We start from the raw sequence: 13,500 nt of genomic DNA, 5'->3' as shown, positions 1-13,500 counted from the left end.
ACACATTTAATATACAAACCCTCACCGAGTTTGTCAAGCTTTTCACTTAGTCGGCATTAGTCGGCTAAACCCGTCAAGCGTTTCAGTTCTTTTAACTCTTCGGGTTTCAGGTGCCGCGAATCCCCGGATTGCAAGCCCTTCAGGGTCAAGAAGCCGTATTGTTCGCGCTTCAGCTTTTCGACCGGATAGCCCACCGCCGCCAACATTTTCTTGACCTGGTGGTTGCGGCCTTCGTGAATCGTTAACTGCACGATGGCCGTTTTCTTCTTCTGATCATAACTGAGCATCTTGGTCTTAGCCGGCGCGTACGGTTCGCCCTCGACGGTCACGCCTTGACGCAACTGCCGTAAGGCGTCGTTCGTCGGCACCCCCGTGACCCGCGCCACGTAGGTCTTTTCTACCTCGTAACGCGGGTGGGTCAGCCGGTTGGCCAGTTCCCCGTCGTTAGTCAGTAGTAGTAACCCGGAGGTGTCGTAGTCCAACCGCCCGACCGGGTAGATCCGCTGGGGCACGTTTTCGATCAAATCCACGACGGTCTTGCGCTGCTTATCGTCGTGCGCCGTCGAGACCACCCCGCGGGGCTTGTACAGCAGCATGTAAACGGGGGCTTCGGCGGTAATCGGGACGTTATCGACCGAAATCGCGTCGTGCACCCCCACCTTAGTGCCGAGTTCGGTCACCACGGTCTGGTTGACCCGCACGTGCCCACTGGTAATCAATTTTTCGGCTTGGCGCCGCGAGGCTACCCCGGCGTGTGCTAAGACTTTTTGGAGTCGTTCCATGTCGTTTCATCTCCTGAATTCAGTTGTTGGTTAAAGGCCTGTAAAAAGAGGTCGCCGTCGTCGTTGGCCTCGCTAGGCGTGGCCGCCTCCGGTAAGGGTGGCAGGTCGCTTAATTGTTTGAGGCCAAAGTAGTCTAAGAAATAATCGCTGGTCCGGTAGATCTTGGGCCGGCCCGGTTCGTCCAGGCGCCCGGCCGGTTCGACCAGCCGACGCAGCACCAGTTTTTGTACCGTTGAGGCGCTCTGCACGCCGCGAATCTCATCGACTTCGATGCGCGTGATGGGTTGCCGGTACGCGATGATGGCTAAGACCTCTAACGACGCCGGCGATAACGTGGTGCTCAACGGACTTTCAAAGTACCGCTGGATCACGTCGCTGGCCGCCGCCTTGGTGACCAGCCGGTAGGTCGTGTCGTTGACCATCAATTCGAGTGCCGAATCCTCATCGGCGGCGTACTTTTCGGCCAGACGTTCTAGCGTCGCTAAAATGGCCGGTCGTAGCAACCCGGTCACGGTCGCCAGGTCCGCCACGGTCATCCCCTCGTCACCGCTGACGAACAGGAGACTTTCAATCTGCGCTAATGGCGTCATGGTCAAGACCTCCTTTAACTGCGTTGATCTCTAAGGGTAAGAGCCGACTCGGCTGGTGCAACGCGACCCGGCGTTGGCGGGCGAGTTCCAGCACCGCCAGAAAGGTCGTGACCACCTCGTCGAGTACCGGTGAGCGTCCGAACAACCGGTCAAAGGCAATCGGGTGGCGTAACCGCGTTAACCGTCGCAAGACCGTTTGCATCTGGTCTTTGATGGTGAAGTGTTCCGTCGCTACGTGTTGGGTGACCGGCTGGGCCACGGTCGCGCGGTGCGCCAGGCGCACTAAGGTCGCTTGCAGGTCCATGACGGTCACGCCCGGGGCCACCGTCAACGGGGTGTCGGCCGGGACCGGCATAGCCGGTCGCGTAAAGTGCTGTTGCCGCAACAGGGCGCGGTCCTTTAATTCGGCGGCCGCCCGTTGGTAACGCTGGTATTCGACCAGTTGGGTCACCAGATCGGTCCGCGGATCGTCCGGTTCGTCGTCATCGACGGGGTCGACCGTTTGCGGTTTCGGTAAGAGTAGCTTGGCCTTGATGGCCATCAAGTTGGCCGCCATCACGAAGTATTCGCCGGCCACGTCTAGTTGCAGGGTCTGCATCTGGTGTAAGTAGGTCAGATACTGACTGGTAATGGTGCTGATGCGGATATCGTAAATATCCATTTCGTTGGTTTTAATTAAATGTAATAACAGGTCTAACGGGCCTTCGAAGTCACTGACCTGAATCAGTGGTTGGCCGGTCGAGGTGGTTTTGTCCATGGTGAAATTCCCACTTTGCAATAATCTGTGATGTGGCGAGGGTCCCCATTATGCGCTGTTGGGGAACCATCGTCGCGAGTTGATCGAGCATCTGCCACACGTTTGCCGTGGACTGTTTATCGGGCATCAGGCCCACCAAACGCACGATCACGTAATTACTTTGGCGCTCGGTACCCAGGACCCCGGCGAAATCGTCGTACTGGTCCTTCCATAAAAACAGGGTTCGGTCATCGCCCCCCTGATACCAGGCTAATTCCCGTTGCAAACGATCCCAGTCCTTAAAGCTGGGCAACAGGCTCATCAGCCCCATCGCAATCTTCTGATAATCGCTGCGATACTTGAGTAACATGCTTTCCCTCCGTTTTCACGTCCACCCACCTTACCACACTTCGCAGTGAACCACAAACTACGCGCGTGGGTGGTAGCGATCGTATACCGCCGCGAGCCGTTTTTTCGAAATGTGCGTGTAGATCTGGGTGGTGGTAATGTCCGCGTGCCCCAGGAGTTCCTGGACCACCCGTAAATCCGCCCCGTTTTCCAAGATGTGCGTGGCAAACGAATGCCGCAGGGTGTGGGGCGTCACGTCCTTGTGAATGTCGGCTAACGCCACGTAATGCTTGATCTTTTGCCAAATGGCCTGGCGGGTCAACCCACCCCCGTGGGCGTTTAGAAACAGGTACGGACTGGTTCGCTGCTTGAGCAGGACCGGGCGGCTGGTCTTTAAGTACTGCTGGACCCAATCACTGGCCACGTCGCCGATCGGCACGATGCGTTCCTTATCGCCCTTGCCCAGCGTCTGGATCAACCCCATCTCTAGGTGCAGGTCGCCCAGTTTCAAATGGACCAATTCACTGACCCGCAGGCCGGTGGCGTAAAGGACCTCGAGCATCGCGCGGTCGCGCAACCCGTACTTGTTCGTGGTATCCGGCGCAGCCAAAAGTCGGTCGACCTCCGCGACCGTCAAGACGGCCGGCAGGTGTTCGGCGCGCTTGGGGGCCGCCACGTTGGCCATGGGGTTTACCGCCAGTTGATGCGTTTGCACCAGGTAGCGGTAAAACTTACGCAACGCCGACACCGCGTGAATCACGGAGTTGCGCGACTTCCCTTGCTGGGTCAACGCCGCGAGGTAGGCCATGAGTTGCGGCCGGTCGACCGTTAAGAAGCTCGCCACCTGTTGCGTCTGTAAGTAGGCGGCCAGTTCGCGCAATTCCTGCGCGTAGCTGGTCACGGAATTGACCGCCAGCCCCTGTTCGACCGTCAAATAATGGGTAAAGTCCGCAATCGCGTCGTTAAAGGTTGCCATGTCCCCGCCTCCTAAGCGCCTAGTCCGCCGGCTCGTCCGTGGAGGTCGCCGGGGTCTTGAGCCACAGTTGCCCATCATGTTGCGTGATCTTGTCGGCCTTGAGCAGGTGCCCGATAGCGCGTTTGAACTGACCCTTGCTGATCCCAAAGTAGGCCTTGATAGCCGCCGGGGAACTCTTGTCACTAAATTCCAAGTGTCCCGCTTCACTGTGTTCCAGGGCCGCTAATAACATCGCGGCATCGTCGTCGATGGCCTCGTAGGCCCGGGGCTTGAGCGACAGGTTCAACGTGCCGTCGTCGTGCACCCCAATGACGCGGGCTTGGACCTGGGCCCCTAAGCGTGGTTCGACCTCCCGTTCGCTGGGGTGAATGAAGCCCAACTCGTAGTGGTCGGTCATGACCCGGGTCCCTACGAGCTTATCCTGGTACACCGTAGCCGTGACGTTGGCGTTTTCCATGCGCTTCTTCCCCGCTTGGGCGATTGCCTGGAAGATGTCCGTGTCGGCCAACACGCCCCACAGACGCTGCTTGTTATCCTCGCGTAACGCGATCAATAAGCGATCGCCCTGTTGCGGCCAGAGTTCCATCATGCTGGGCAGGTCGTCGAGCGACACCACCATGTCCTTATCGGGTAAGCCAATGTTGACGAAGACGCCCAACGTCCGCTGGCTGCGTACCACCGTGCCCCAACCATAATGGTCGACCTGGACCTGGGGAACCTCCCGGGTGATGGTCAGGTGATGGTCCTCGTTTTCGTAGGCGAAGCCCTTAAACGTGGCCCCGGCCTTCAACGGCTTCTTGATCTCGCTTTTCGCTAGGCGAAACGTGGTCCCGTTGGCCTGCACGAAGTAGTCCGTTTCGTTCTCGTCGGTGACACTGCCCGTGATCACCCGTCCTAATAATTTATCCATAATTTCCTCATTTCTCCCCGACCACTCCCGGGGGTCCGTTCTTAAAGTCACTAACTTGTATTTTACACGGAAACCGCCTAACTAGCGAGGGACCTGGCCGATTTTTTGCCGGGAATTTAACGTCTTGACCAAAAAACGGACTCACCAATTGGCGAGTCCGTTTCCCTTAATTTAAAATTTAAGCTTAAAGCGCGTTGGAAGCACCGTGGTAAACAATGCCCCGACGGGAATCAACGGTAATCAATTCGCCATCAGAGATCTTGTCACTGGCACCCGTAGCACCAACGATAACTGGGATTCCCATGGAAATTCCCACAACGGCTGCGTGAGAAGTCAAGCCACCGTTTTCAACGATCACGGCACTGGACTTTTCGATAGCTGGCAAGTAATCCTTGTCGGTGTTCTTAGCGATTAAGATACCACCTTCAACGACCTTAGCGTTAGCTTCAGCAGCGGAGTTTGCGATGATGGCCTTGCCAATCACCGTGTCGTCACCGACACCTTGGCCTTGAACTAACTTAGAGCCAATTAATTGGATCTTCATCAAGTTCGTGGTCCCGCGTTCGCCAACTGGCACACCAGCGGTGATCAGAATCAAGTCGCCTTCCTTAGCTAAGCCGGTTTCAACGGCCTTGGCAGCAGCCAAGTCGAACATTTCATCGGTGTTCGCTGGCTTTTCGGTCACGATTGGGTAAACACCCCAGTTAACCATCAAGCCCCGACGAGTCCGGTCGTCAAACGTGACGGCCAAGATGTCAGCGTTAGGACGGTACTTGGAGATCATCTTAGCGGTGTAGCCACTTTCAGTAGCTGCTACGATGGTCTTAACGCCCAATTCGTTGGCTACCCGGGCAACGGAAGCACCGATGGATTCGGTCACGTCACCGTTGTCGAAGTCCAAGTTGTCCCGACCAAATTCTGGTAAGGCGTTTTCAGCCTTGATGTCGATCCGGTTCATCGTGGCAACGGATTCTACAGGGTATTCACCGTTAGCACTTTCACCAGAAAGCATGGTGGCGTCGGTCCCATCAAAGACGGCGTTCGCCACGTCAGAAGCTTCGGCACGCGTAGGACGTGGGTTTTCTTGCATGGAGTCCAACATTTGGGTCGCCGTGATAACTGGCTTGCCTAAGATGTTGCACTTCTTGATCAGGGCCTTTTGAACCAACGGTACGTTTTCCGTTGGGATTTCAACCCCCATGTCCCCACGAGCAACCATTAACCCATCGGAAACCTTGATGATGTCATCAAAGTTGTTGATTCCTTCTTGGGATTCGATCTTTGGGAAGATTTGAACGTGTTCCATGTGCTTTTCTTCGAGTAATTCACGGATGTCCATGACATCTTGTGGCTTACGAACGAAGGAAGCCGCGATGAAGTTGATTTCGTGGTCCAAACCAAAGCGAATGTCGTCGGAGTCCTTTTCAGTGATCCCAGGTAAGTTGATGGAAACACCAGGGGCGTTAACACCCTTCCGGGAACCCAAGACACCATCGTTTTGAACCTTCACAACTAATTCCTTAGTTGCGTCGTCCTTCTTTTCAACGACCGTGTCTAACAGACCGTCATCGAACAGCACGTGGCCGCCTTCGTGGACGTCATCGAACAGACCTGGGTAAGTAACCGCGATCTTTTCCTTCGTCCCTTCGAGGGAAGCATCCATGGAGATGCGGAATTCGTCACCAGTGTGGAAATCAAGCTTCCCGCCCTTTTCAACGGTCGTCCGGATTTCAGCACCCTTCGTGTCTAGCATGATGCCGACAGTCTTACCAGTAATCTTTTCAGCCTTGTGGACGTTTTCCAACCGGCCAAGGTGTTCTTCGTGATCACCATGGGAGAAGTTGAACCGGAAGATGTTGGCTCCGGATTCAATCAACTTAACAATGGTATCAACGTCAGTACTTGCAGGACCAAGGGTACTTACGATCTTGGTTTTCTTCATTAGAAAAATCTCTCCTTTAGAATTGGCACGAATCCAATCTGTCGAACAAAAAATTCGGCAGACCAAAAACTTCGGCACAAATTTGATTCCAAAAGTATTTTAGCACTTTTAAAAATTTATGTCTGCTATGTTCCCTGAATTTCGGTGACTTTGTAGCCAAATTCTCAAAGTAAGCGTTTTCGCTTGACCCTTAAATGATAGATTGATGATTAAGATTAGTTATAATTTATAATTAAATAATCTATTCGTTAACCAGTTTCCCTTAATCGGCGGTCGGAATGGTAAAGCCCAATTCCGCAATATCGGCGTCGAAGGTCTTGACCGTATCCACGGAAACCTGGAAGGCATCCTTCCCGAACTTCGGTAACTTGGCTAAGATCTTGGGTGGCACCGTGATAATGTCACAGCCGGTTTGGTCGGCCTGGACAATGTTAAAGACTTCACGGGTGCTGGCCCACAGCAGTTCGACGCCCGCCTTGGTATGGCAGACCTTGGCGGCCGCTCGCATCAATGGTAAGGGGTCAACACCGGTATCGGCGACCCGCCCGGCAAAGACGGACACGATGCCCCCGGTCTTTTCGTCTAAGGCCGCAACGGCCAACTTCACTTGGTCCAGCGTGGTGATCGCCGTGACGTTCACCTGCACGCCCGCCTGGGATAACTTGGTGATTACGGCCGTGTTGTCTTCGCCGGTCGCCCGGATGATGGGCACCTTGACGGCCACGTGTTGGCCTAACTGGGCCAAGACCTGGGCTTCTTTTAACATCTGATCCGGTTGGTTAGCGAAGACCTCAAAACTGATCGATCGGTCCGGGAACGTGGCCACGGCCTCTTTGGCAAAGGCCAAGTAATCCGTGATCCCCGCCGCCTTCATTAAACTGGGGTTGGTCGTAAACCCTTGCACGACTCCCTGCGCGGCCACCTGTTTCATGGCAGACAATTCGGCACCATCTGAGTAAACCTTAACGTTTAGTTGCATGAAAAAACCTCCAGAGCTATTTTTTATTAATCATTGGTACAATCGTACCAAAGCCTTTATAAATAGTCTAGAGGTATTTTTAATTAAATTGGTCTACCCATTCTGCAAAACCACATTCCCCGCGCCCATCAGGGTTTCGAGCGGCCCGCGCAATTGGGCGTCCGCCCGGAGCCATTGCTGTTGGGGTAACACCCGTTTTTGGTCCGTTTGGGGCTGGTAGACGATCACCGGAACGGGCCCGACGTTTTGCGTCAACAGGTGGGCCAGCTGGGTAGCGGTTTGGCGGTCGTCGTGTTGGGCGTCCACCCGAATAAACCACCGGGGACCCGCCGGCAACGTGGCCGGGGAGGTCGGTTTGGGCGCCAGTTGCAGGCGATTAGCCACCAGTTGCAGGCCCCGGTCGCGCTCCACCTTGCCTTGGACCACGATCACCTGTCCGGTCTTAAGCCACTCCGCCGCCCGCCGGTATTGGTTGGGAAAAACGGTGATGCTTAGATCGGCGGTCTCGTCGCTGACCGTCAGAAACGCCATCGGCTCCCCCCGCTTGGTCCGAATCTTGCGAATCCCGGTCACGTAGACCACCACCGTTGCCTGGGTCACACTGCCCAATTCGCTGATGGGTTGAGCGTGGCGTTGCTGCCGGAGGTCCCGGTACTGTTCGACCGGGTGGCCGGAGAGGTAGGCCCCCAAGACGGCCTCCTCCTTGGTCAGCTTGGTCATCAGATCGAGATCCGGTTGGGGGTTGACTTTCGGCGCCAAAGCCGTAAAGAGTTCGACGTTGTTGCCCGATAATTCCACGGTACTCAAGAACTCGGGAATGGCCGCAATCAATTCGGCGCGATTATACCCAAAATGATCGAAGGCCCCCGCGTAGACCATGGCGTCGAGCAGGTCTTCCTTGCGGTACTTGGCTTCGGTGCGCTCCAAGAACTCGTGCAGGGTCTTGAAGCGACCGTGCTCGTGCCGTTCGGCCAGAATCGCCCGCAGAAAGTCGCGGCGGACCCCCTTGATCGAGCTCAAACCAAAGATGATGGCTCGCTCCTGTAAGTTAAAGTAGGCCGTCGACTGGTTGATGTCGGGCGGTAAGATGGTGACCCCGTGGCGCTTGGCTTCGGTCAAATACAGCTTGGTCTTGGCCGGCACGTTGATCACCGAATTCAGCAGGGCCGCGTAGAACGGCCCCGGGTAATGGGCCTTGAGGTAGGCCAGCTGAAAGGCCAGCTTGCTGTAGGCCACCGCGTGGGACCGGTTGAACCCGTAGTTGGCAAACCGGTCCATGTAGGCAAAGACCCGCTGGGCGACGTCCGGGGCGTACCCCAATTTGACGGCCCCCTGGACGAACTGCTTTTGCATCGCATCCATGGTCTGCTTTTTCTTCTTACTCATGGCGCGCCGTAACAGGTCGGCTTGTCCCAGGGTAAAGCCCCCCATGGTCGAGGCGACCTGCATGACCTGTTCCTGGTAGACCAGCACCCCGTAGGTCGGCCCGAGAATGGGCTTTAACGCCTCGGCCGCGTAGGTCACGGGTTCCTGGCCGCGTTTACGTCGGATAAAGGTATCGATATTTTCCATCGGGCCGGGCCGGTACAAGGCGTTGACCGCCGCGACCAGTTCAAAGCTGTCCGGTTGAAGTTGCCGCAAAACCCGCTTGATCCCCGCGGATTCGAATTGGAAGACCCCGTTGGTTTCCCCCTGGGCGAAGAGCTTGAGGGTCGCCGGGTCGTTGAAATCGATCCGATTGAGGTCAAGTTTTTGGCCGGTCTGTTTCTGGACCAACCGTAGGGCGTTCGCCAGGATACTGAGGTTGCGTAACCCCAAGAAGTCCATCTTTAAGAGGCCAACGGCTTCCACGGTATCCTTGGGGTATTGGGTCATTAAGAGGCCCTCACTGCCGGGTTGTAGCGGGACCAAATCGGTCAGTTGGCCCTGACTCAACACGATTCCGGCCGCGTGAGTCGAATAGTTGCGAGGTAACCCTTCCAACCGTTGGGCGGTTGCAAACAGTAACCGGTTGCGGTCGCTATCGGCCACCAAGTTCCGCAGTCGCTGCGACTGTTGGTAGGCGTCCTTTAAGGTAATGTGCAACTGGTTGGGGATCGCCGCACTCCAGTCGCTCATCTCGTAGGAACTGACCCCGAGGACCCGGCCCACGTCCCGCAACGCCGCCTTAGCCGCCAGGGTCCCGAAGGTGATGATTTGAGCCACCCGTAAATGCCCGTATTTGTCGTGAACGTACTGCAAGACTTCCTGCCGGCGGTCATCGGGAATGTCCAGGTCGATATCGGGCATCTGCGCCCGTTCTTCGCTTAAGAATCGTTCGAATAGGAGGTGGTACTGCAGCGGGTCGACCTCGGTGATGGCCAGGGCATAGGCCACCAGCGACCCGGCCGCCGAGCCTCGGCCCGGTCCCGTCTGAATGTGGGCCCGGTGAGCGAAGTTCATCACGTCCCACACGATCAAGAAATAGTCGTCAAACCCCATCCGGTGGATCACGCCTAACTCGCGGGACAGCCGGTCGTGATAGCCCTGGGCATCCGCTCCGGGTTGGGCCCGCAGCCGGGTGGTCAGTCCCCGTTCACACAGCTGCCGCAGATAGTCCTGCGACGAGACCTGCTGGGGCGTCGGAAATTGGGGCAGTTGGGGTTGTTGAAACCGCAACGTCACGTCGGTCGTGGCGGCCAACCGTTCGGTCGCCGCCGCGGCGTCCGGCAGGTCTTGGTACCGGTCGACCTGTTCGGCGGCCGGCACCAGCCAGTGTTGCCCCAGTTGCCGTTGGGCCGTGACGGGATCGTCGATGGTCGCGCCGGCGTCGATGGCCCGTAACACGTTGACCGCAAACTGGTCTTCACGGTTAAGGTAACGCACCGGACTGAGGGCAGTCACCGTGGCCCCCGTCTGCTGGGCCACGCGGGTGAGTCCCGTTCGAACGGTCGAAGACGTATCCGCAGCGACCCCCAGATACAGGCAGTCGGTGGGCACCCATTGCTGTAAGCGGGTCACGACCTGCGTGGCGGCGGTCACATCCCCCGCCGCGAGGAGTTGGTGGACCTCACTGGTCAGTGGCGCGATCACGGCGAGGTGGCTCAGCAGCGCCGTTTCCTGGATCAAATCGACCGGGGCCTGCGCGACCTGGTAGGCCGTACTGAGTTGCATCAAATGCTGATAGCCCGTGAAGTCGCGGGCAATGAAGACCCAGTCCTTGGCGGTCTCCCCCGTGACCACTATCCCCTGGGTGCTGAGGGTCAGCCCCAGTAACGGCTTGATGCCGGCCTGTTGACAGGCGTTATAGAAGGCCACCGTGCCGTACATCACGTTTTGATCCGTCAGGGCCAACGCCGTGTAGCCCCGCTGTTTGGCCGTCTGCACCAGTTCGGTGAGTCGATTCGTACTTTGTAAGAGACTGTAGGTGCTGAAGACTTGTAATGGCACAAACACGTCGTTTCTCCCCTTTCTTGCTGGTTCTTATTATACCAGAAAATGCCGAAAGTTCCGGGGTGACGAACGCACGTTCCAGTCTTAAATCCCAAAAATCCCGGGACACCGACTGGTTATCCCGGGATACGCAAAAGCATTAGCCTTAATTTTTAGTTGTTGCCTGGGCGGCGTGCGTAAAAGTCAACTGGTCATTTGCCACGTCAATGGTAATCAGACTGTGCGCGGGAATCTTCCCGGCAATCAGTTCCTTAGCCAGCGGTGTTTCCACGTGCATCGTGATAAAGCGTTGCAGTGGCCGGGCCCCGTACGCCGGCAGGTAACCCGCCTTGGCGATCCAGGCTTGAGCGGCCGGCGTAATCGTCAGATCCAATTGTTGGTCGTGCAAGCGGGTCGCCAGATGGCCAATCAACTTGACTACAATTTGTTGCACGTCGGCCAACGTTAACGGCGTGAACATGATGGTGTCGTCGATCCGGTTCAAAAATTCCGGCCGGAAGTGCGTCTGCAAGAGCCGTGCCACCTGTTGTTGCGCCTCGGGGGTGATGTGCCCCTGATCGTCGGTCCCCTGTAACAAGATATCCGACCCCAGATTCGACGTCATAATCAGAATCGTGTTCTTGAAGTCCACGGTCCGGCCCTGACTGTCGGTCAACCGCCCGTCGTCTAGGACCTGCAGTAACAGGTTGAAGACGTCGGGGTGGGCCTTCTCCACTTCGTCAAACAACACGATGGTGTACGGGTTGCGCCGCACGGCCTCGGTCAATTGGCCGCCTTCTTCGTAGCCCACGTAACCGGGGGCCGCCCCGACCAAGCGTGACACGGATTCCTTTTCCATGTACTCACTCATATCGATCCGTACCATATGGTCTTCGCTGTCAAACAGGTTGGCGGCTAGCGCCTTGGCTAACTCGGTCTTCCCGACCCCGGTCGGCCCCAAGAAGAGAAAGGACCCCAACGGTTTAGTCGGATCCTGCAGACCGGCCCGCGACCGTAAAACGGCGTCGGCCACGGCAGTCACGGCCTGGTCCTGACCCACGACCCGGTCGTGCAACCGGTCGGCGAGCTTCAACAGTTTCTCCCGTTCGCCCTGAACCAGCTTGGTGACCGGGATGCCGGTCATCCGACTGACCACGGCCGCGATTTCGTTGGCCGTGACGGACTCGGATACCAACCAGTGTTTCTGTTGGTCCTGGGCTTCTAGGTCGGCTAGTTCCTTTTCCAAACGGGGAATCGTCCCGTGTTGCAACTCGGCGGCCTTGGTCAGGTCGTACTGGCTCTCGGCGGTGGTCAGGTCGCGCTTGGCCTGATCCAGCTCGGTCTTCTTGTCGCCTAACCGGTGAATGGCCGACTTTTCGTCGTTCCACTGCGCGCTCAACCGATCGACCTTTTCCTTGGTATCGGCCAGTTGCTTCTTCAGCTCCTGCAACCGCGCCTGCGACGCCGCATCGGTCTCTTGTTTCAGCGCGGTCTGTTCGACCTGCATCCGCATCATTTGGCGCCGGGCCTGGTCCAGTTCCGTGGGCGCCGAATTCATTTCCACCCGGATGGACGCCGAGGCCTCGTCGACCAGGTCGATGGCCTTATCGGGCAAGAAGCGGTCGGTCAGGTAACGGTCGGACAGCTTGGCCGCGGCCACCAGCGCGTTATCGTGAATCCGCACCCCGTGGTGGATCTCGAAGCGTTCGCGAATCCCCCGCAGGATGGTGACGGTGTCCTCCACGCTGGGTTCGTTAACCACCACGCGTTGGAACCGCCGCTCGAGCGCCTTGTCCTGTTCCATGTACTGGCGGTATTCGTCGAGCGTCGTGGCCCCAATCAGGTGCAACTCACCACGGGCTAGCATGGGTTTCAACAGGTTACCGGCGTCCATGCTGCCCTCGGCCTTGCCGGCGCCCACGATGTTGTGGATTTCGTCGATAAACATGATGATCTGGCCGTCACTCTTGGTGACTTCCTTCAAGACGGCCTTCAACCGTTCCTCGAATTCCCCCCGGTACTTGGCCCCGGCAATCAGGGATCCCATATCCAGGGAGAAGATGGTCTTGTCCTTCAGGTTATCGGGCACGTCCCCGCGCACGATTCGTTGGGCTAAGCCCTCCACGATGGCGGTCTTGCCGACCCCGGGTTCCCCAATCAGGACCGGGTTGTTCTTGGTCTTGCGCGATAGAATCCGGATCACGGCCAAAATTTCGTCGTCGCGACCGATGATCGGATCGATCTTGCCGCTACGCATGGCCTTGACCAGGTCGGTCCCGTACTTTTCTAAGGCCTTATACTGGTCTTCTTGGTTCTTCGAGGTCACCCGCTCGCCCCCGCGAAGTTGGTCGACGGCCTGCTTGAGGCGACTCGTGGTCAACCCCCGCTGCTTCAAGTAGTCGGTCAGGCTTTCACCAGTCAAGTGCATCACGGCTAAGACCACCGTGTCGATGGCCAGGTAGTCGTCGTGGTACTTTTCGCGGAGTTGATCCGCTTGTTGTAGGAGTTCGGTTAAATTATTGGAGAAGGTTTGACCGTACTGGACGCCGCTACCGGTCACCTGACTGATTCCGTCTAACTCCCGGTCCAGCTCGGCGTCCAGTTGTCCGACGTCGACGCCCGCATCCTGAAACAATTGTCGGGCCAATTCCCCGGGTTGGACGAGAAACTTGAATAGGTGCGCGACCGTGACGGCCTGGTGCTTGCGGGTCACGGCGATGCGTTGCGCTTCGCCCAGTGCATCGGTCAAAGCTTGAGTCATTTTTTCTGGGTCCATGAGGATTCCTCCGTTTCAAATTTAGGTTAAATGTTAGGACTAAAAAAGAG

At 57.0% G+C, this 13,500-nt stretch carries 10 protein-coding genes; all 10 read right to left on the bottom strand.

The features are described from left to right. Positions 1-56: 56 nt before the first annotated feature. Entirely contained in the window at positions 57-782 is a 726-nt protein-coding gene (locus FD38_RS02530) for a pseudouridine synthase (RefSeq protein ID WP_057730849.1), read from the bottom strand. Further along, positions 758-1,372 carry an SMC-Scp complex subunit ScpB gene (scpB, locus tag FD38_RS02525; protein WP_057730847.1) on the bottom strand — a complete coding sequence of 205 codons (615 nt, stop codon included), beginning with the start codon at positions 1,370-1,372 and terminating at the stop codon, positions 758-760. Before scpB ends, FD38_RS02530 begins: the two co-directional genes overlap by 25 nt. Further along, on the bottom strand, positions 1,350-2,129 hold the full coding sequence (locus FD38_RS02520; protein WP_057730846.1) for a segregation and condensation protein A: 780 nt from the start codon (positions 2,127-2,129) through the stop codon (positions 1,350-1,352). The genes scpB and FD38_RS02520 overlap by 23 nt, the downstream gene beginning before the upstream one ends. Then, complete coding sequence (locus FD38_RS02515; protein WP_057731045.1) at positions 2,083-2,478, bottom strand: hypothetical protein; 396 nt, start codon at positions 2,476-2,478, stop codon at positions 2,083-2,085. The genes FD38_RS02520 and FD38_RS02515 overlap by 47 nt, the downstream gene beginning before the upstream one ends. A gap of 57 nt (positions 2,479-2,535) precedes the next feature. Continuing rightward, entirely contained in the window at positions 2,536-3,432 is an 897-nt protein-coding gene (gene xerD, locus FD38_RS02510; RefSeq protein WP_057730844.1) for a site-specific tyrosine recombinase XerD, read from the bottom strand. A gap of 19 nt (positions 3,433-3,451) precedes the next feature. After that, the gene (locus FD38_RS02505; RefSeq protein WP_057730842.1) at positions 3,452-4,342 is read right to left on the bottom strand and encodes a CvfB family protein; all 891 of its coding nucleotides are present in this window, start codon (positions 4,340-4,342) and stop codon (positions 3,452-3,454) included. 184 nt (positions 4,343-4,526) lie between these two features. Continuing rightward, entirely contained in the window at positions 4,527-6,284 is a 1,758-nt protein-coding gene (pyk, locus tag FD38_RS02500; protein ID WP_057730841.1) for a pyruvate kinase, read from the bottom strand. A 262-nt stretch (positions 6,285-6,546) separates the two neighbouring features. Further along, a complete protein-coding gene (locus FD38_RS02495) occupies positions 6,547-7,263 on the bottom strand; it encodes a transaldolase (RefSeq protein WP_057730839.1) in 717 nt (238 codons plus the stop codon). 93 nt (positions 7,264-7,356) lie between these two features. Then, complete coding sequence (gene dnaE / locus FD38_RS02490; protein ID WP_057730837.1) at positions 7,357-10,698, bottom strand: DNA polymerase III subunit alpha; 3,342 nt, start codon at positions 10,696-10,698, stop codon at positions 7,357-7,359. Between the two features lie 142 nt (positions 10,699-10,840). After that, on the bottom strand, positions 10,841-13,450 hold the full coding sequence (gene clpB, locus FD38_RS02485) for an ATP-dependent chaperone ClpB (protein WP_057730836.1): 2,610 nt from the start codon (positions 13,448-13,450) through the stop codon (positions 10,841-10,843). Positions 13,451-13,500 lie beyond the last annotated feature (50 nt).

This window comes from Levilactobacillus zymae DSM 19395 (genome assembly GCF_001434115.1).
GTDB classification, from domain to species: Bacteria; Bacillota; Bacilli; order Lactobacillales; family Lactobacillaceae; genus Levilactobacillus; species Levilactobacillus zymae.
Note: the sequence above shows the minus strand (reverse complement) of the source record. Positions and strands in the feature narration are given on the sequence as shown.